Raw genomic sequence first — 20,819 nt, 5'->3', positions numbered from 1 at the left:
TGTTTATATTAAACTTTGAAAAATACCTTAATTAAAATCCCAAATTAACACCGAGGGTAAATGACCTGGTGTAAACCCATGTCTCTCTGCGATCGATACCCGGAGCTAACACGTTTCCAGAGTCAGCGTACCTAACCTCCGGGTCAACACCTGTATAACCGGTAATAGTGAAAAGGTTCTGGCCCGAAATATAGGCTCTCAAACTGCTAATCATCCCCGGTTTACTGCTCTTGGCAATCTTGAAAGTATAGCCAAACGTTGCGTTATCCAATTTCAGGAAAGATGCTTTTTCAACGTCATAACTGCTGTATGCAGCACCATCGGTAACTTTGGGATTGAAATATTTGGTATTTACTATATTGTAGCTGGTTGCAACATTTGGATTTTCATAAAACGCGCGGTAAGTATTGATTAACTGATGACCGATAGATGAGCGAAGAAAAAAGTTGAAATCGAACTGTTTGTATCTAAAGGCGTTGGTAATCCCAAATTCAAATTTAGGTAAGCCATTACCAATAACCTGGCGTGGCGCATTTGCTAATCCAACAGTGCCGCCTTTGCCGTCAGAGTATTGGTATACACCATTTGCGTCAACACCTACATATTTGGGCCCGTAAAGTATACCGATCGGCTGACCTTCTACCGCCCTCGTTAACTGCGTGGCTTCCTGGCCAGGAGTGCCAAGGTTGGTAGCCCCTACGTACGAACCTTTTAAAGCGTCAATCAGCTTTGTTAAAACTACGTGGTAACTTGAAATATTGCCACCGGTAGTCCAACTGAAGTCAGGTGTTTTAATAGCTTCATAGCTTAAAGCTAATTCCACACCCGAGTTACTCAACTCACCAATATTTTCCCATGTGTTGTTGAATAACGCCGGCGGCGAAGGCACCGTAACGTCAAAAATCAAGTCGGTAGTTTTCCGGTTGAAATAGTCAAAGGTACCGGTTAGCCTTCCGTTTAACAGTGAAAAGTCTAAACCGATATCTGTTTCAGCTTTTTTTTCCCATTTCAGACCGGGGTTAGGGTTCCTGGTGCCACTGTAGGTACTGAGGTATACACCATTGCCCGCATAGTAGGTACCGCCGCTATTTGATAAAGTAGACAATGAAAGATACGGAAACGGTGGTAATGCACCGGTAACCCCATAGCTGCCACGCAATTTGAGGTTGCTTATACTTTGAATCTTTAATATTCTGCTCAAATCAAAACCTGCACTAACAGCAGGAAAAAAGCCCCATTTGTTATTTACACCAAACTCTGTTGAACCGTCTCTTCTTAAACTGGCGGAAAGGAAAGCGATATTATCATAGTTTAAGTTTACCCGCCCGAAAAACGAGATCAGCTTATTCTCATTTTTATAACTTTCAACTACGCCTATACCATTTTTAAAGTCGAGCGCTGCGGCAAAATTCTGACCTGAGGCATCGGTTACAAAATTACCGCCCTGGGCATCAAATCCCTGGTAAAAGAAATCCTGATACGAATATCCGGCGACGGCAGCAATCTCCAGTTTATGTATTGTTTTGTCATATGACAAGGTACTTTCAAGCAAGCTATTTTCAGATTCATCATCAAATTTTGCAGAAATACCCGAACGGCCAAAACCACTGCCCAACGGAAAGCCCCTGGAAATAAAGGCTGTAGTTGGGGAGTACTCTGAATGATAGATGCTTGTTGTTTGTTTAAAATATTTAGTAGCAAACTTCAATCCTTTAGTTAGCTCATAGGTCGCAGTACCGCCAATATTAAACTTCTTATTCCGCGCTTCGTTAGTATTTTGAACCAACATTGCCACCGGGTTTGAATAATCAACGAAGTTGGATTCAAAAAAACCACCGCCGGTTAAATCATATAACGGATCTGTAGAATGAACTGGTGCTGTGGGGTTAAAAATGGTTGCATATTTGAAAGCATCTGGAAAACCAAATTGTGAGTTTCTGTTAGTAGTATTTATATTTAAATTGAGGACCAATTTGTTATCCAACGCCTTGTGTGTGATATTCAAGCGGCCATTTAATTGCTGAAAACCAGTTCTGATTGCAACACCCTGACTATTGCGATAGTTTAAAGTTGCATCATAAACAGTACGCTCATCACCTCCCGAAATACCTAAATTATGTACATGTGAAAAAGCCGAACGGGTTATTTCTTTATTCCAATCGGTAGAAGAGCCATAGTTTGTCCCTTTGCCAAGCGCAACAAACTCGGCGGCTGTCATATGCTTGGTAAATTTGGCAGGGGTTTCTTCAGTACCTGAAACGTTATAAGTAAGCTTTGACATCCCTCTCTTTCCTGCGATGGTTGTTATAATGATAACGCCCGCCGACCCGCGTGTACCATAAATGGCAGCGGCCGAACCATCCTTCAGTACGTCAATACTTTTTATATCATTTGGATCAACTGTATTAATATCAGCCCCCACCTGGCCATCAAGCACTATTAGCGGCTGTGTGTTAGCTCCTAAAGTAGAAAGTCCCCTTAACCTGATGGCAAAACCACCGTTAGGGTCGCCACCCGGGCGTGCGATAGAAAGACCGGCTACTTTACCTTGTAATAACTGTGCAACATCGCTGATATTACCTTTATTAAATTGTGCTGCACTTACAGAGGTAATTGCGCTGGTTACTTCCCGCTTTTTCTGTGTTCCGTAACCAGTTACAACAACTTCGTCCAGGCCATTTGTACTTTCCGTTAACACCACATTAATTACACTTTGCTGATCCTCTCCTAATGCTAATGTTTTTGTTACCGATTTAAAACCAACAAAAGTAAAAGTGAGCGTATAGTTACCTGCCGGTAAATTAGCGAAGCTATAGTTGCCGTTAACGTCTGTTGCTTTATTTAATGAAATTGCGCCATCCAGTTTTACCGTAACACCCGCTAACGGACTCTCCTTTGAATCGGTCACCGTTCCTTTAATTATGCCTTTGGATGCTACTATATCAGTAGTGACATCTGCTTTTTCATCGGTTGCCGCTTTATCCTGATTTGATTTTGTAATTAATATCTGGTCATCAATCTGTCTGAATTTGAGCAAAGTGTTAGACAAAATGGCCTTCAGAACTACTGCTATCGATTTATTACTGGCAGCAATATCCAGGTTGAGAATATCCTTCACATCATCATTGCGATACATAAAATGAAAACTGCTTTGTGATTCGATTTTATGAAAAGCTTTTACAAGTGATTCATTCTTGAGTGTAAGACTCACCGCTACCTGGTCAATTGTCTGACTCTTTACAGGGGCTGCTGAAAATACAGGAATTGAAGTAGCTAATATGAACATTGAAATTATCCCGATTCTCATACACTGTTTAAAATTTAAGTCAATTAGCAGATGAAATCTGAGCGGGTATTTAACAAAATGCCGCGGTTCTGCCAGAATTATGGAAAAATTCATAATTTAGTTTGTTTTAAGTGATTAATGTCTTCGATTGAATGTTAAAATTTAAAACACCCGGCTAATACAATCGATTGCAGTCGAATAGCGTTAGCGACCCTCTGAGGTTATTTCCCCGGAAATGGTTCAGAGGGTTTTTTATGCCGGAGAACTATCCGGACTTCTTTTAAACAGGATCTGTTTGTGATTTTTGAGGTACTTTTTCTTCATATACTTTAAGTTTAATTGGTTTGAGATTTAGTTGAATTGGCTTGAGATTTAGTGGAGATGGTTATGGTAGTCTTTGCTTTATCGTACGAATAAATGGCGTCATTGAACTCACAAATGCTTTTTAATGCCTGATCCAGGTTGGCAGATTTATTGAAAGTAGAGGTGAAGTGTTTTGAGCGAACCAACTGATCTGTAAATAATATCTTAACCTTAAACCTGTCTTCCAATACCTTGGCTGCTTCCCCAAAAGTTACATCTTCAAAATATAAATCATCCTTCGCCGTCCAGATTGTATAATTTTTTGCATTTATGTTAGTTTGCATTGAAATAGATTTTTGCCGGTCAAAGGTGATCTGCTGATTGGGAACAATAATGCCCAGGAGCTTGTTATTATTGCTGACTTTTACCTTGCCTCTGGTAACGGTGACTGTTATGGTTTTATCACCGGGCACTGCTTTTACATCAAATGCAGTACCCAACACGGTTGTTTTTATTTTACCGGTGTGTACAACAAACGGTTTTAAGTTGTTGTGTTTTATATCGAAAAAGGCTTCACCCGTAAGATATACTTCGCGTTTCGTAAGGCCATCAAATGATGAAGCATAACTAAGTTTGCTACCATAGCTGAGTATTACCCTGCTTCCGTCAGGCAGTACCAGAAACAGGTTAGGTTTTGGCCGATGGGCCGAATATGACTGGGGCGGTTTAACAACCGATTTATTGTGTAAAAACAAATACCCTATGCCACAAACCCCAATGATTGCCGCTGCGGAAGCTATTTTTCTGCCCCAAGTCTTGAGGCGTATTATTTTTTTATCAACACCGGTATGTTTATCGATGTTTTCCCAAATTGAGGCATTTATTTCTTCCCTGATTTCCTTCTTCTGCTCATCACTCAATAGAGAAACAATATCTGGCTCAGCAGAAAACAACTCATAATATTTAACTAAAAATTGTTGTTCTTCATCTGTTGCTTCATTATTGAGATATTTATGCAACAGTTCAAGAAAATATTGCTTGTCCATTTAAAATAGGTTGTACTACTGATTATAGATATGACCTATAAACAAACAAAAGTCCCACTCTGCTAAAAATTTTTTTTTCAGACTTAATTATTTTATTGCCCAAATAAAATGATCAATAAAGAAATGAAGGGTAATAATGACACTTTCAATTTTTCAATAGCTTTTCCGAGCTGATTTTGAACTGTTTTTCTTGTGAGACCTAATTGTGCCGCGATTTCTTTGGTTGGTAAATCGTTCTGATAATGAAGCCGGAAAATAATTTGCCTTTTAGGAGGAAGTGTATTTAAAAGTGCCTCATAAGATATTAAAAACTCTTTCCAAAGCAAATTGTCGTCAGCTTGTTGGCAAGATGCAGGCAGGTCATCAATGACATCAAAAAATGGATGAATGATTTTCTGCTTTTCAGCCAGTTTAAACACCTTATTACGTATAGCTACTGTTAAATAAGCCGGTAGATTATGAATACGGAGACTTTCTTTTTTGAGCCAAATATGGGTAAATACTTCCTGGACTATATCTTTTGCCTGATCCGAATCCTTTAAACGTTTATAGGCTTCAGAATAGGCGTTTCCCCAATGCTTTTCATACAATAAATTAAATGCATGTTGACTGCCCTGTTCTATTTGCTGCAATAATAAAACGTCGTCAGTATGATTTAACTCAATTGGTTTCATTATAAATTTGATGTTTATAATAGTTACAGTCCGTCTTCATTGAAAACAACTAATTTGTATACCAGTCAATAAAAATTCACCGTGTAGAGGGAACTATAATTAGGTTTTAATTGTATTACTAATCTAAATCAATTAAATCAATAATCAAATAAAAACTTAAATTAATTGTTAAATAAACATTCATTTCAAGTTCGATAAATATACCGAAAAAACAAATATCGCTGTTTGCGTGCCAGAGATATAAGAATTTTCCATGAGGAATTCGGTACAAATTTAAGTGTTACTTTAACATCAATAAAAAGACAGATTAGAATTAAGATGCTTTATCCACTTGGTAGATAACACAGTTATGCGCTAAACCTTATAGTCAGCGGATTAAAGCAAAATCAAATCTCCTGGACTTTTAAACAAAACAAAGTTGAACTTCTAAACAAAACAGGCAAGCTACATTAGCGCCATCTTTGTCAAAAGAAAATTCAACATGGAAAACAACATCAAACAGCCAACCGTATTAGTAACAGGCGGCACAGGCTTCATTGGCATCTATTGTATCCTTCAACTCTTACAACAAGGATACACTGTTAAAACAACCCTTCGCTCCTTAAAAAGAAAAGACGAAGTAATTAACCTGCTCAAAGGAGCCGGAATCAAATCCTTTGAAAACCTAGCCTTTGTGGAAGCAGACCTGACTAATGACCGAAACTGGAACTGGGCAGCTGATGGCTGCGCCTATGTGCTGCACGTAGCTTCCCCTTTTCCTGCCGAAGAACCCCAAGATGCCAACGACCTTATTATACCCGCACGGGATGGCGCATTAAGGGTATTGAAAGCCGCCCGCCATGCCGGTGTGAAACGCGTGGTACTAACCTCATCCTTTGCTGCCATCGGCTACAGCAAAGATCCCAAAGGCTACACCTTTACCGAAGAAGACTGGACAGACCCCGAACTGACAGACCGCGCCTACATTAAATCTAAAACGATTGCCGAAAAAGCTGCCTGGGACTGGATTAACAGCGAGGGCGACGGCATGGAACTCACCGTAATAAACCCTGTAGGCGTATTCGGCCCTGCCCTGGGAAAAGACTTCTCCACCTCTATCGGCTTTGTGAAAGGCATATTGGATGGCCAGATCAAAGAAACGCTGCCCTTCACTTTTGGTGTGGTGGATGTGCGTGATGTAGCCGATATTCACCTCAAAGCAATGACACATCCGGCCGCAGCGGGTGAGCGCTTCCTGGCAACAGCCATCGGGGTCATGAGCCTTTACGACGTGGCTGAGCTTATCCGGAAAGAAAGACCCGAATACGCCGGAAACATCGCCGACTTGAAACCGCTGGATGAATCCTTTTATATCGCCATTTCCAACGAAAAGGCACAGCGGGTATTGAATTGGCATCCTCGCAGTAAGGAAGAAGTGATATTGGCAAGTGCGGATAGTCTTTTGAATTAAGTATTTTTGAGCATGATCACCAGTAGTCTGCAATCCTGTCATTTAGGGCCCGGAATATCTCCCGAACAGGTAATATCCGATCATTTCTTTCTGTACCTCCTAAAAGGCTCTATGCTGGCATACAGTGGCGACAAGCATTACCACTTTCATCCCGGCGATAGCTGCATCGCCCGTAAAAACCATTTGCTGCGCTACACCAAGCAGCAGCAGGACGGTGACTTTAAAAAGATCGTCATCGTGCTGGATGAAGCCTTTTTAAAACGGTTTTTAGCCCGGCACCGGGTAGATACCGGCATCGCCACGTCAGACGATTCCATCCTGCCGGTCAAGGACGATCAGCTGCTCACCAGCTTCATCCATTCCCTCGAACCCTATTATAGGGGCGAGGCCGAGATCGAGGAAGCTTTTGCAGATCTCAAGCGGGAAGAACTGCTATTGATCCTGCTCAAAAGCGACCCAGGCCTTGCTGCCGTATTGTTCAACTTCGGTGCGCCGCAAAAGATAGACATCGAAGCTTTCATGACCCGGAACTTCAGGTTTAATGTCCCTTTGGAGCGCTTCGCGTTTCTGACAGGCAGGAGCCTATCCGCTTTCAAGCGTGACTTCCAGCAAATCTATAACAACACGCCCGGACGCTGGCTGACAAAAAAGCGATTGGAAGAAGCTTACTTTCTCATCCACCAGCAAAGCCAAAAGCCCAAAGACATTTATCTTGAGCTGGGCTTCGAGAATCTGTCCCATTTCTCCTTTGCCTTTAAAAAGCAATTCGGGCTTGCGCCGACTGCTGTGCTTTACTGAAAAAAGCATCAGACTTTCGTATAGTCTATAGCTCGCTTACCGGGGAATCAGCACACATGAGCTCACTTAGCAATGACTTTTACAACTGGCTATAAAGTCGATACGATACTCGTTGATAGGTGGAGATTCTGTTGAACTTGCCTACTGTGTTCCGGGACAAGCTGTTACGACGAGCGTCTATTCAAGATATGGCCGGCCCTCAAAAGTGCCCTCATGTACAAAAAAAGCCGTTTCTGGTAATTGAAACGGCTTTTCTTATAAGTGATCCCATTTGGATTCGAACCAAAGACCTACAGATTAGAAATCTGTTGCTCTATCCAGCTGAGCTATAGGACCATCGCACCTAAACTACAAATATAAGCAGGGTTTCGAACCCATGGTATACTGTATATTTTTTGCGGTGCAAATATGCAAAATTATGCTGAAAATAACAATCAATTTGGTAATTGATTTGCTATAAGCTGCTTAACAGCTCGTTAATGTAATACGGCCTCTTGTTTAATTTTGTTTTTGATTATTTCACAAAATCCGTCCGTCCGTCCAAAGGTGTAACCTTTGTCACTTGCCCAATCAATAAAATCAGCTATCCTTCGTGCAAAAGCTTCGCCCGAGTTTCTGGAAACATAGCCCGGGAAACCGAACTTTTCTTTATCGTGCAGATTGGTAAATTCCCAGGGGTGAAAATAAAGGTTCAGGTAGCCATCTTTTTTTAGCGTTGCCGAGGCCATCCTTTTTAATAAAGAAAGCGGCAAATTATGAAAGCTCAGCCAGAAAAGCGGAAAACGTATTACCGGCGAAACCGAAGCCGGAATCTGCAGCACATCATGATCATAAAACCAGGTACGTGGTTTATCAAAATTATTATACCTTCCTGGCAGCCATGTCGGATTTATGGATGAGTTATACTCGTAACCCGCTTTCGCAATCTCAGCCTCATCCACCGGCATCATCCGGGCCATCCGAAAACCTGTTACTTCAGTTCCGGAAATATTCTCCAAAGCCAGCTTTGACTGCGTTAAATGCTCAACCTTAAAATCGGAATGATAATACCCGTGCGAGGCTACTTCATGTCCTTCGGTCACCATCTGTTTGATGACATCCGGCCTATTGATGGCATAATTGGCAGTGCAAAAAAAAGTAACCTTTATATTTTTCTGCCCCAGTAATTTGAGTATAGTATTGGTACCCCTTGTTGAAATTTCAAGCTGCTCATCAAATGGTATTGATTTGCCGTACTCAAACGGCATATCAAACTCCTCAACATCAAACCCTAATAAAATCATTATCTACAATAACAACATTTGATGACCGGATAATATAATGCGGGCGATGTTTTGACTGCATAAAAATTTTTCCCACATATACCCCTATAACACTCATCACAAGCAACTGAAGGCCGCCAAAAAAGGCTATGGTAGCAATAATTGATGCCCATCCCGAAACTGCGTAACCTAAAAAGTAGCTTACTAATACATAAGGGATATACAAAATAGCCAGTGATGAAACCAATAGCCCAATTAACGATACAATATAAAGCGGGCGCGCGCTGAAAGCTACAATACTGCCTACAGCAAGCTTAACCAGCTTTGAAAAAGAATAGCTTGCCTCGCCTGTATGTCGTTTTGATGGTACATAAGGAATGCCAACCTGTTTATATCCTGCCCATTTAATTATCCCCCTAAAAAAGATTTCGTATTCGTCAATCAGTTTAAGCTGCTTTACTACTTTTTCATCAATCAACCTAAAATCGGCAGTGCCATTTTCCATTTTGATATCCGAAAGCATGTTAAGGCCTTTGTAAAACAATTTTGAGGTAACTTTCTGATAACCTTTACCATGAGGGTTTTCGCCTTCGCGATAGGTATAAACAATATCATAGCCATTTTCCCAAAGGTTTAACATCTTCAGGATCAGTTGTGGCGGGTGCTGCAAATCAGCATCCATTGTTATCACGGCATCGCCCTGCGCCATTGCAATACCAGCCTTAAGGGCATAATCTTTACCAAAATTGCGCGAAAGCTCTACATAAAAAACATTGGGATGCAACTCGGCATTGATCTTTAATTCATTTAAGGTGTTATCACGGCTACCATCATCAACAAATATCAACTCATAGGCATATCCTGTGGGCGAAAGCGTTTCGCGGAGTTGCTCAATTAAATAACTAATATTCTTTTCCTCGTTATGGGATGGTATAACAATAGAGATCTTTTTATCAGCAAGGTATGTCATAGTTACACTATGGAAAATTTTAATTGTAACAGGCGGTATTAATAATTAAAGCTTATATTTGATTACAATCTCATGTACCCTTTTTATAAAATAACCTTACGATAAATTGTTACAAAATGTAACTGCCGTCATCAAGTTTTAATAAAAGGTGCCAAAGCTCTCAAATGTAACTTTCCAGTTACAAACATAAATAATAATTATCTATTAACCTGCAAGTTTTCGGGGCTCTACAGTAAAAAATAATCATTCAAGACTGTTTTCAAACCGGTGATCCTCTAAACTGCTGCCTGGGTCAATACACCTTCCTTTTCATTAACAAAATCCCTGGTGAGCGTTTCATAAATTATTTTAAGCCAAATTAAAAAACAGGGTATCGATTTTAGTTTATAAGGAACGATATATTGGGTGCGGATAAAAGACGGAAAAAGATCTGAAGGGGAAAGACTTGTGATCAACAATGCTAAAACCAGCAAAAAAATCTCGAAGCCGGTTACCGGGCGGTTCAGATTCATAAACCAAACGGCAACTCCTACAAAAGCAATAATATAAGTTGATGACTCGGCCGAACTGCTGAATATCACAGCGAAGATCAATACCGATGAAAGGATCAGGCGCTGGTATTCCAAAACCTTATAAGCCTTAACGCGCAGGTACGACAAGCCAAACAACACCAGTGCAGGTCCTATTACGTACATATTCTTAAGATCCTGGAAATGAAACGCTCTCCGTATAAAACCAGTAACACAAATTTCCTGCATATATGATTGCTGGTTATCCGAATTTTTAATCACCAGGTCGGTATACCAGTCGTGATAAGTTTGTATAATAAACGAGGGAGATGAAATGGCCATAGGCAAAACAAACAACACTGCCGACCAGAAAATAAAGCTTAACACAAACTTTGGTTTATTTGTGGAGGAGAAAAAGAAGGCCAACCCAACTATACCGTAAAGCTTTATGAATGCGCCGAGGGCTATCATTAATGCAGCCCAAAAATCCTTTTCACGTTTTATAAAATTAAAACCTAATATGATCAACGCTGCTATCATCGGGTTACTCTGCACATTGGCTGATGCTGTCATTAGTTCGTGGGCACACAGTAAAAGCACAATAACATACTGGTCCTTTTTCAGCGGTAAAAGCTGGATAGCTTTAAACAGGATGAATGCATTAAACAACACCCATAAAATAACGCCTATACTATCTGGCAAAATAGCAAAAGGTGCCATGATTATTGAAAATACCGGCCCGTAATGGTTCAGGTCGTAATAGTGTTCAGGCTGATAGGCATACAGGTTATGCTGATGAATGGTATTTAAAAAGTTATACTTAAATATGGTGTAATTATTAAACCCCTGGTGGGCTAAAACACCTTTAATTACCAAAAATAAACTTAGGCCAAACCATAAAGAATATACAAAAGGTTTGTTGGTGATAAGCTTAGCAAGTTTTTGCACGGATTAGGGATTTTTTAAATTTATGCGAAGATAAAAATATGTCACACAATTATTACAAATCCTTAAATTAACTTGCCCTGTGTTATCTTTGAACAAACCCAATCATACCATGAATTCAAACCTCTCCCCCATTAATCATAATTCCGATCGCCGTAAGTTCATTACCCAGTTAAGTGCTTTAGCAGGCACCGCCGCGTTATTATCAACTCCGTTTACTGTAGATGCCATCACCTTTACTAACCCTGATGAACACATTACGGTAGGGCAAATCATTGATCTGTTTATGAAACAGGTGCCGGGCGCTCCCTTCCCTAATACGGTTGATACCCTAAAATCAGGCAACCGCGATATTGTTGTTACCGGCATAGTTACCACCATGTTTGCAACCATAGGCATTATTGAAAAGGCCATTAGCTTAGGCGCTAACTTTATTATAGCCCACGAGCCAACTTTTTATAACCATGCCGATGAAACCACCTGGCTGGCTAATGATGATGTATTTCAGTACAAAAAACAACTGCTTGATAAACATAATATAGCCGTTTGGCGCAACCACGATACCATCCACAGTCTTAAACCCGATGGTGTTGGTATTGGGCTATTGAAACAGCTCGACTGGGTAAGCTATTACAAGCCGGAAACCGGAAACCTGTTAAGCATTCCATCTACCTCGTTAAGCTCCCTTATCGAAACACTGAAAAAGAAACTTAAAATAGAAAAGGTACGCTACATAGGCAATCCATCACAAAGCTGCCAAAAGGTGCTGCTGTTACCTGGAGCGGCCGGCGGTAAAAGACAGATCACCGAAATGAGCACCAAAAAGCCCGATGTACTGATTTGCGGCGAGATTTCGGAATGGGAAACCGCCGAATATGTAAGGGATGCCCAAGCCAAAGGCGATAAACTTTCATTAATTGTATTAGGGCATATTGCCAGCGAAGAACCCGGCTCCGAATTTATGATAGGCTGGCTAAAGCAAAACGTGCCAGGTATTAAAGCCACACACATTCATCCGGGCAATTCACTTGCGTTTCTGTAACGAGTTTGTAATACAAAATACACGTTTTAGCATTAATTAAAGCCAATATTTTGCTTAATAATGTAACATTGCGTACAATTGTAAATTACTCTGTTTTTAAATTGTACGGCGCACTGCTTATCTGTAAACTTTACATTTAAAAAAAAGGTATAGTTGACCTGATTAATTATTGATAACAATGGTATAAAAACACCATTTAAAGTTTAATTTATACAAAAAAGTAGCTATAACTTAAGTAAAAATCGCAATTTTCAATTTTTAAAATACTAAGTGTTTTTTTTACAATAAGTAAATCCTACTTTTAACCGATTTTTAAAAAAACAAAATTTATGATCATAATTGCTGACGGTGGCTCAACCAAAACAAATTGGTGCCTGGTTACCGAAGAGGGAAAAAAAGTTTACTTCAATACCGAGGGTTATAACCCATACTTTTCAAGTACAGAGTATATTATACAGTCACTGAACGAAAGCCTGCCAACCGATCTTGAAAAAAACCTGATCACAGAGGTAAATTACTATGGTGCCGGCTGTTCGACCCCCGAAATGCGCAAAATTGTTGAGGAAGCTATGAAAGTAGTTTTCACGGGCGCAAAAGTTAATATTGGTCATGACTTGCTTGCTGCTGCCCGTGCCTTGCTCGGCAACACAGAAGGCTTTGCTGCCATATTAGGTACCGGAACTAATACCTGCATTTATGATGGTAAAGAAGTTGTACACAATATTGATTCGGGCGCTTACATCCTGGGTGATGAAGGTAGCGGTTGCTACATTGGCAAAAAGCTGTTAACAGATTACCTGCGCGGATACATGCCTGAGCCTGTACGTGCCCTTTTCTGGGAAACTTATAAACTTACTCCTGATGATATCAACGAGCAGGTATACACCCAGCCCCGTGCTAACCGTTTTTGCGCAAGCTTCAGCAAATTTGTTTACGATAACAACGTACACATCGAATACTCACGCAACCTGGTGCGTACCTCGTTCGACGATTTTTTCCGCAACCTGGTAACCCACTACCCTGATTATCAAAAATACTCTTTCAACTGCATCGGTTCGGTAGGTTATAACTTCCGTAACGTGCTGGAAGAAGTAGTTACTGAAAATGGCATGGTTGTTGGCAACATCATCCGCTCGCCTATAGATAATCTGGTGAAATACCATTTGGAATTAGCACCAAGCTCTTTATAAGAGCGAGAAGGAAGAAGTCAAGAGTCAAGACCCAAGACGTTACGATTTTAAAAAAAAAGGACCGGAAGATTTTCCGGTCCTTTCTTTTTAAAATCGACGCAATCGCGAACTGTACGGAGGCGCTTGCAAAAGCCCTCTATTAGTTTCGTGCTTACTGAATCTTGACTTCCTGACTCTATCTTGACTCCTGATTCTTGACGTCTTGCTTCTATCTTACACCAAATTCATCTCTCCCTGAAAAATCTTCCCGTATTTGCGTTTATCAAATTTGTAGAGCTTAGCGGCGCGGTACGATACACCTTTCTGCTTTTCATCAAGCTCCTTCAAAAAGCCATAGCTGAGCATCTTTTTGCGGAAATTGCGTTTATCAAGCTTCTTATCCAAAACAGCCTCATAAAGCGACTGCAGCTGAGTAAGCGTAAATTTTTCGGGCAACAGCTCAAATGCTATCGGCTGGTAGTGTAGCCGGCGCTTTATTTTATTGAATCCTGTTTTAAAGATCTCACTATGGTCAAACGCCAGTTTAGGCAGTTCGCTTACCGGGTGCCAGAACGCTTTTTTGGCATATTGGGTAACTGGTCGTAATTCCTTTTGCCCGTTTATGCGGATCAATGCATAGTAAGCAACCGTAATTACACGACCCTGGGGGTGGCGGTTCACTTCGCCAAAAGTATGAAACTGTTGCATGTGCAAATCGCGCAAACCCGTAAGTTCATACAGGATCCGCTCGGCAGCATCATCAATACTCTCGTCTTGCTCAACAATATAGCCAGGCAGTGCAAGCCAGTCTTTATATGGCTCCTCGTTTCGCTCAATAAGCAAAATTTTGAGCTCGCCGGCTTCAAAGCCGAATATCACGCAGTCAATCGAGAATACGGAATCAAACTTGGGTAACATTAGTTCCAAACTATTAGTGAGATTTAGTTAATAAGTTTAAATATATAGCCTTAATTCCTAATCCAAAAAAAAATAAATAAAATTTAATGGTGTAATCTACACACACTATCTTCGTAGCGTAAAATTAAGGAGCGAAAGATGCGTAAAATTTCAAAAATAGGGGTTTTAACTTCAGGTGGTGACGCCCCTGGAATGAACCCTTGTATACGTGCCGTTGTGAGGACCGCACTGTATAACGGGCTGGAAGTTGTAGGTATAAGGCAGGGTTATAAAGGCCTTATCGAAAACGATATGTATGAAATGGATAAACGCTCGGTAAGTAACATCCTTAATTTGGGTGGCACCATTTTAAAAACCGCGCGTTGCCTGCCTTTCAAAACCGACGAGGGCATGGAGATAGCATACCAAAACGCCAAAGCCCGTGGTATCGATGCCCTTGTGGTTATTGGCGGTGATGGTACTTTTACCGGTGCCCTGCGTTTTTCACGTAAGTATCCCGACATTGCAGTAATGGGCGTACCGGGTACAATTGATAATGACCTTTGCGGTTCAACCTATACCCTTGGTTTTGATACCGCTACCAATACGGTTATCCAGGCTATCGACAAAATCCGCGATACTGCCGATGCGCATGACCGCCTTTTCTTTATAGAGGTTATGGGCCGCGACTCGGGCGCTATTGCTTTACGTGCTGGTATATCATGCGGTGCCGAAGCTATTTTACTTCCTGAGCGCGCTACCGCTATTGATGATTTGATCGTAAACCTTAAAGAGGGCCACATGAACAAAAAATCATCAAGCATTGTAATTGTTGCCGAAGGTGATAAAAACGGCGGCGTTTATGATGTTGCAAAGGCTGTACAACAAGAAGTTAAAAATTACGACATAAAAGTTACTATCTTAGGCCACTTGCAACGTGGCGGTGCACCGTCAAGCTTTGACCGTATTTTGGGCAGCAGACTTGGCTTTGCAGCAGTTAATGCTTTGGTTGCCGGCGAATCACAAAAAATGGTAGGTTTGCAGGCCAATCAGATCATGATGACAGACCTGGAAGCAGCACTTAACCACCATGAGTTTAAGCTTGAAGAAGACCTTTTACAAATGATGGATATATTATCGATATAGATTATTAATGATTGCAGTTGTTTATAGCGGATCGTACTTTGCACATTGGAGGCTTACTGATAAGGGAAGAACTGTTGCTTCCTTTAAAACCAATGGCATAAATCCCTATTTTAACGACGAAAAACATATCCTTCAGCTTCTCAACAAAAACATCAATCTTATACACCATGCCGAAGTGATCAGACGCATCTACTTTTTTGGTGCGGGCGCCTCGTCAGACGAGCGGAAGAAGATAGTACATAGTGCTTTTTCAACCTTTTTCAAGTTCGGAAAAGTTTCTGTCGAGCATGACATTGCCGGGGCAGCGATAGCCTGCTGTAAAAACGAACCCGGCATTGTGAGCATTTGCGGCAGCGGCACCAATGCCGCCTGGTATGATGGAAGAAGAGTTTGGCCAAACAATTATGGCTTGGGTTATATCCTGGCCGATGAAGGATCGGGCAACTGGTTAGGCAGACAGCTCATCAAGGAATTCATGAACGATACCCTGCCTCTATCTATCCGTAAAAAGTTTATACACAAATACGATGCCGACCGTAAAAACCTGCTCGAAAAGGTTTACCGGCAAAAACAACCTGCTTTGTTTTTAAGCTCATTTACCGATTTTTATCTCGATAATAAAAACGATCATCATCTGCAAAACGTCATAAAAAAAGGATTTAGCAAGCTAATTTCCACCTATTTGTTACCTTTATATCAGCAACACCCGGGTACGTCTGTTCACTTTGCAGGCTCTGTTGCTTTTAATTTTCAGGAACACTTGTATGAAGCTGCCGCCGAAGCTGATCTGCAAATCACTAACATAATTAAAGAACCCATAAATAATTTATTAACCTACTATTCAAGTAAAAATTAAAAAATCATGAAAATAGGAATTAACGGTTTCGGCCGTATTGGCCGCCTGGCATTCAGGGCTGCAATTGAAAGACCAGACATTGAAGTTGTTGGTATTAATGACCTTGTTGAGCCAGATTACATGGCTTACATGTTAAAATACGATTCAACCCATGGTCAGTTCAATGGTACTATTGCTGTTGAAGGCGGTCATTTGGTTGTTAACGGTAAAACCATCCGCGTTACTGCCGAAAAAGACCCTGCTAACCTTAAATGGAATGAAGTAGGTGCTGAGGTTGTAATTGAATCAACCGGTTTGTTCTTAACTCAGGAAACTGCTCAAAAACACATCGACGCCGGTGCTAAAAAAGTAGTAATGAGCGCTCCTGCAAAAGATGATACCCCTACATTTGTTATGGGTGTTAACCACAAAGCTTTGAAAGCCGATCAAAACATCGTTTCAAACGCTTCTTGTACTACCAACTGTTTAGCTCCTATCGCTAAAGTATTGGACGATAAATTTGGTATCGAAGAAGGTTTGATGACTACTGTACACGCTGTTACTGCAACTCAAAAAACAGTTGACGGCCCATCTGCAAAAGATTGGAGAGGTGGTCGTGGTGCTTACCAAAACATCATCCCTTCATCAACAGGTGCAGCTAAAGCAGTTGGTTTAGTTTTACCTCAGTTAAAAGGTAAATTAACAGGCATGAGCCTGCGCGTACCGGTTGCCGACGTATCTGTAGTTGACCTAACTGTACGTTTGAAAAACGGTGCTTCTTATGAAGCCATCAAAGCTGCAATGAAAGAAGCTTCTGAAGGCGAATTGAAAGGCATCCTTGGCTACACCGAAGACGAAGTAGTATCTGAAGACTTTAAAGGCGATTCACGCACTTCAATTTTCGACGCTAAAGCCGGTATCGGTCTGAATGAAAACTTCGTAAAAGTTGTTTCATGGTACGATAACGAGTGGGGTTACTCAAACAAACTGATCGACCTTGTTCAGGAACTTGGCAAATTATAATCGCTGATTTTATCAGATATAAAAACGCCCTTCGGTTAGCCGGAGGGCGTTTTTGTTTGTCTGAACCGAGATGTGGGGAGATTTTTTGGATAGGCAGGATTTTTGTCAGATTTTCTATCCGCTAGTGGGAGCGTGCTTGCCGGTAATTTATTAAAAATCAGCGCGAAAAATCTCGTAAATGAATTTGGAGAGACATGGCCACCTGAATTCGCTACAGACTCGCGGGGGGTAGAGGCGCGCGAATCAATCTTAAAGCTGGCTGGTATCGAAATTGCCGAACATTTCGATAACTATAAGAAAAAAGTCAACTCAGAATTGGAACACTTATTAAGTTTAGAGAAGCCCAATACATTCTCCTCAGTAGGTTTACTGGGAATGCCTCGTCATAATCCTGAAGTGTTGGCGGAAGTTATGCAAATGGCTTATGATAGCTCGACGCCTGCAAGTGAAATAGCGGGTCTGATACATATCAGTTATCGAAATAGAAAGCTGATTGAATCTGAAGAATTTATATTGCGGGTAAAATATTACATTAATGTTACCAAAGTAAGGAAGTATGTAGCTGGTTTCGCCTCTATGGAGAACTATCAGGATTTCTGTACTGATGTAAAGGATAACTTTAATAAAGCATTAGCACAAATGGGAGAAAAGCTTGGCGGTGATTTTCGATCGATTGAGTATGAATTTTATATGCAGGGCTCCGCTGTCTGGAAGCGTTATCCTACGGATCCTTTTCCTGAAGGGGTCGATCCGAATGATTATACCGAATTACCGGCTCCGGGGGATGTGGAGTTCGCCATAATAATGGACAGCGAGAAAACTTTGACGCATTTATTAGAGAACTGGATAAATGCAAGGTAAAAGCCACTGGGAGACTGAAAGATAAAATTAAAACTACGATAAGGTATACTGAAAAGAATAACGAGATTGGAAATAGTTTTCTTAAGTATTTTAAAGTTGATGACACGGATGCTCTTTCCATGATTCAAAATGCAGGCTTCACCCATCTTACAGGTGTTGCATCTTCGAAAAAAATAGGTTTTAAAATTTTCAAATCGGGAACGATTGGTGCATTGGAACCTCTCATTCCTTTCAAATACAAATAATGTTATGGCAATTGAAATAAAATATAAAAATTCATTGGGCGTAGAAGTATCCGCTCAACAGGCTAACCTTTTACAAGGTGATTACAGTTCTGAACATTATGTCGACGATGTTTTACAAAAAATTGACATATATGAGAACGGAGAGTTAAGCACAGGAGAGTATTATTTGTCGGAGGGGGAAAATCTACAGAGCGTGCTTGCGGAATACCAGTCACTATGGAGCTCTGGAACGTTCTTCACCAATAAGCAACAAGTGGGAAATTATACTGTCATGAACTGGGGGCTCTATGAAAAAACAGAAAAGTTAGAAGAAGGGCGAAAGGTCTGGGATAACCAAGGTCGAATTATTGCTGAGGAACATGTTGATGCTGCAACACATCAGGTCCTATACACGGTTAAATATTTTTATTTAACAAACTTTGGAAGTTTTGCCTATACAGATAGGGTCCTTAACTACGGTACACTTGAGTTTACTTATGGTCTTAGTGAGCCAGATGAAATTACGGTATCGGTTAATTTGCCCGATTTCGATAATGAAATATATTATATAACGGAAGAGGAAAATATTTTAAATCATCCTCTTATAGCTCCTTTATTCTCATGGGATACTCAAACTTATTATCATTCTGATCAACTGTTGCCGATTTAGAAGTGGTGATCGTATCGCATCATTTATTTGAATGCGGGGAGGTTCAACGTTTGATAAATAATACTAAAAATACAGTTACGCCTACTTTAAATAAAGCGGTTACAAAGAGGTATTATCCAAGATTGTCCGAGCTAATGTCGATAGACGCGCTTCCAGAATTTCTGCATTTTGCAGAAACCCCCACTGGCGCGAGTATGCAGCGCTGACGAAAGTGTGGCGTACTCGTGACTTTTTTATTGTAAACGTATAACAGGATTTAGCAGTTAAACTCTAAACTTTTTTTAGGATGAGACAGCCTTCTCCTAAGCGGAAGCTTTTAATTCGCAAACGCTGTTAAGTTTGTTTTTTAAAGTCCGCTCCTTCGTAGAGAATTTAGGTGAGGCCATTATCTTTTTGTCACCAATTCCCTGAAACCCACCAGTTCATCCCAACGGGCTGCGGGGGGGCGATAATAGGTAAGCACCTGGTATTCGTTTTCGGTTTCAAAGTGACTGCCTTCAAAAGGGATATCATCTGCTTTGCCGGTTTTGGCATCCACCCAAACGTATTCATAGTCATAAACGCCTTGTTTTAGCAACATGTTTACGGTGTATCTCCCGTTATCAAGCGGGTGCAATTTGTTACTATCATCAAGGCGGTAGTTGTTGAACTGGCCTACCACATATGGCGCTCCGTCGTTAGGATTTTTATTGGTTGATAACGTGAAGTATACATGAGCATAGTCAGCATCGGTGGCCGGCGTGGTACCATCATTATTCAGGATGTAAAACTTACCGTCGTTATCGTACTGAAAAATGTAGTTGGGCTGGTCGCGCACGGGGTCGCCAAGCAGTACCACTACGTTAACGGAGTCTTTGTAAATTTTGGCTACCCTTTGTGAGTTGAGTTTGAGCGTAAGCATATCAAACAGCCTGAACTCGTTACGGCCCGGAAAATCATTAATGCTTACATCATTATAAATTAACTGCGAACCACGGATATAGGTTGGCTGCCCGTTAAGCACCGCCGTTTCTGTACGGGCGTTTTGCATAATAAAAGTACGCAGGGCATAAGCAGGGTTCTGCACAACAAGGCCCGAATAATCAACCGTAAAGTTGATTTTTTGATTGGTTTGCCGGGTAGCATTATTGGCCGAAGCTACCAGATCGGCAGCTATCGAAACACGTTTGCCCAGCACGTACAAGCGGCGGGTAAGCACCATTTTGTTTTGATCGCCATCTTCATAAACCTTCAGCACATAGTTGCCCGATATTTTGGGGGCGATGTTATTGTTGGGCAACGAAATTTCATAATGGGTATATTTTTGCATGGTACCGGTTGAGTAGTTGTAATTGTACAGCCGGTCGTCGGTAAAATTTTGCAGGTACTCGGCAGATGAAAGGTTTGACGAGTTCCAGTTAGCATCGCAATGCTCAATGGTATAATAGTAATTACGGCTGCCCCCGCGCAGGTCATCGAAAGTTAGCAGCACCTTTTCATCGGCCCCCAAATTAATCACCGGGAAAGAGCCCTGCTTCGCGGTATTATAAAACTCGACGCTTTTTATAGCCGGCGAGTAAACGTTGTTGTTATAGGGTGATTGAGCGAAGGAGTTTAGTGACAGGAGGATGAAGAGGACGATGTAAAGCTTTTTCATAAAACCTGTTAATTCAGTTAAAACACTGTATACATCAGGGTCCTCTGCGAGAGACCCTGATGGGACGTTAAAA

The 20,819-nt window shown here is 41.0% G+C and carries 17 protein-coding genes and 1 tRNA gene; 9 read left to right on the top strand and 9 right to left on the bottom strand.

The annotated features are described in order from the left end of the window. Positions 1-31: 31 nt before the first annotated feature. The 3 genes from J3L18_RS02030 to J3L18_RS02020 all read right to left on the bottom strand — a co-directional run bounded on the left by J3L18_RS02030 (position 32) and on the right by J3L18_RS02020 (position 5,309). Entirely contained in the window at positions 32-3,307 is a 3,276-nt protein-coding gene (locus J3L18_RS02030; RefSeq protein WP_189549332.1) for a SusC/RagA family TonB-linked outer membrane protein, read from the bottom strand. A gap of 314 nt (positions 3,308-3,621) precedes the next feature. Further along, a complete protein-coding gene (locus tag J3L18_RS02025; RefSeq protein WP_129570520.1) occupies positions 3,622-4,635 on the bottom strand; it encodes a FecR family protein in 1,014 nt (337 codons plus the stop codon). Positions 4,636-4,727: 92 nt separating this feature from the next. Continuing rightward, the gene (locus tag J3L18_RS02020) at positions 4,728-5,309 is read right to left on the bottom strand and encodes an RNA polymerase sigma factor (RefSeq protein WP_129570521.1); all 582 of its coding nucleotides are present in this window, start codon (positions 5,307-5,309) and stop codon (positions 4,728-4,730) included. A gap of 481 nt (positions 5,310-5,790) precedes the next feature. Here J3L18_RS02020 and J3L18_RS02015 point away from each other — a divergent pair, with 481 nt between their 5' ends. Next, a complete protein-coding gene (locus tag J3L18_RS02015; protein ID WP_129570522.1) occupies positions 5,791-6,759 on the top strand; it encodes an SDR family oxidoreductase in 969 nt (322 codons plus the stop codon). A gap of 12 nt (positions 6,760-6,771) precedes the next feature. Further along, positions 6,772-7,557: a helix-turn-helix domain-containing protein gene (locus J3L18_RS02010; RefSeq protein ID WP_129570523.1), complete on the top strand. Its 786-nt coding sequence runs from the start codon at positions 6,772-6,774 to the stop codon at positions 7,555-7,557. A gap of 262 nt (positions 7,558-7,819) precedes the next feature. Here the strand turns inward: J3L18_RS02010 and J3L18_RS02005 are convergent. From J3L18_RS02005 to J3L18_RS01990, 4 genes are all read right to left on the bottom strand, one after another. Continuing rightward, positions 7,820-7,893: transfer RNA gene (locus tag J3L18_RS02005), tRNA-Arg, on the bottom strand. 140 nt (positions 7,894-8,033) lie between these two features. Next, complete coding sequence (locus J3L18_RS02000; RefSeq protein ID WP_129570524.1) at positions 8,034-8,840, bottom strand: polysaccharide deacetylase family protein; 807 nt, start codon at positions 8,838-8,840, stop codon at positions 8,034-8,036. Further along, complete coding sequence (locus J3L18_RS01995; protein WP_129570525.1) at positions 8,821-9,789, bottom strand: glycosyltransferase family 2 protein; 969 nt, start codon at positions 9,787-9,789, stop codon at positions 8,821-8,823. The genes J3L18_RS02000 and J3L18_RS01995 overlap by 20 nt, the downstream gene beginning before the upstream one ends. 275 nt (positions 9,790-10,064) lie before the next feature. Beyond that, a complete protein-coding gene (locus J3L18_RS01990) occupies positions 10,065-11,246 on the bottom strand; it encodes a glycosyltransferase family 87 protein (protein ID WP_129570526.1) in 1,182 nt (393 codons plus the stop codon). Positions 11,247-11,355: 109 nt separating this feature from the next. On the opposite strand from J3L18_RS01990, the gene J3L18_RS01985 reads away from it, so the two are divergent. Beyond that, a complete protein-coding gene (locus J3L18_RS01985; protein ID WP_129570527.1) occupies positions 11,356-12,285 on the top strand; it encodes a Nif3-like dinuclear metal center hexameric protein in 930 nt (309 codons plus the stop codon). A gap of 329 nt (positions 12,286-12,614) precedes the next feature. Next, on the top strand, positions 12,615-13,475 hold the full coding sequence (locus tag J3L18_RS01980; RefSeq protein WP_129570528.1) for an N-acetylglucosamine kinase: 861 nt from the start codon (positions 12,615-12,617) through the stop codon (positions 13,473-13,475). Between the two features lie 213 nt (positions 13,476-13,688). Here J3L18_RS01980 and J3L18_RS01975 read toward each other — a convergent pair whose 3' ends face one another. Then, complete coding sequence (locus tag J3L18_RS01975; protein ID WP_371328320.1) at positions 13,689-14,381, bottom strand: NUDIX hydrolase; 693 nt, start codon at positions 14,379-14,381, stop codon at positions 13,689-13,691. 129 nt (positions 14,382-14,510) lie between these two features. Here J3L18_RS01975 and pfkA point away from each other — a divergent pair, with 129 nt between their 5' ends. The 5 genes from pfkA to J3L18_RS01950 all read left to right on the top strand — a co-directional run bounded on the left by pfkA (position 14,511) and on the right by J3L18_RS01950 (position 19,110). Next, positions 14,511-15,497, top strand: coding sequence for a 6-phosphofructokinase (gene pfkA / locus J3L18_RS01970; protein WP_091175145.1), 987 nt, complete (start codon positions 14,511-14,513; stop codon positions 15,495-15,497). 7 nt (positions 15,498-15,504) lie between these two features. Continuing rightward, positions 15,505-16,353 carry a hypothetical protein gene (locus J3L18_RS01965; RefSeq protein ID WP_091175142.1) on the top strand — a complete coding sequence of 283 codons (849 nt, stop codon included), beginning with the start codon at positions 15,505-15,507 and terminating at the stop codon, positions 16,351-16,353. Between the two features lie 6 nt (positions 16,354-16,359). After that, on the top strand, positions 16,360-17,355 hold the full coding sequence (gene gap / locus J3L18_RS01960) for a type I glyceraldehyde-3-phosphate dehydrogenase (protein ID WP_112652615.1): 996 nt from the start codon (positions 16,360-16,362) through the stop codon (positions 17,353-17,355). Between the two features lie 102 nt (positions 17,356-17,457). Next, positions 17,458-18,216 carry a hypothetical protein gene (locus tag J3L18_RS01955; RefSeq protein ID WP_129570529.1) on the top strand — a complete coding sequence of 253 codons (759 nt, stop codon included), beginning with the start codon at positions 17,458-17,460 and terminating at the stop codon, positions 18,214-18,216. A 249-nt stretch (positions 18,217-18,465) separates the two neighbouring features. Further along, positions 18,466-19,110 carry a hypothetical protein gene (locus J3L18_RS01950; protein WP_129570530.1) on the top strand — a complete coding sequence of 215 codons (645 nt, stop codon included), beginning with the start codon at positions 18,466-18,468 and terminating at the stop codon, positions 19,108-19,110. 385 nt (positions 19,111-19,495) lie between these two features. Here J3L18_RS01950 and J3L18_RS01945 read toward each other — a convergent pair whose 3' ends face one another. Continuing rightward, the gene (locus tag J3L18_RS01945; RefSeq protein ID WP_129570531.1) at positions 19,496-20,746 is read right to left on the bottom strand and encodes a type IX secretion system plug protein; all 1,251 of its coding nucleotides are present in this window, start codon (positions 20,744-20,746) and stop codon (positions 19,496-19,498) included. Positions 20,747-20,819: the final 73 nt, after the last annotated feature.

This window comes from Mucilaginibacter gossypii (genome assembly GCF_017569325.2).
Lineage (GTDB): Bacteria > Bacteroidota > Bacteroidia > Sphingobacteriales > Sphingobacteriaceae > Mucilaginibacter > Mucilaginibacter gossypii.
Note: the sequence above shows the minus strand (reverse complement) of the source record. Positions and strands in the feature narration are given on the sequence as shown.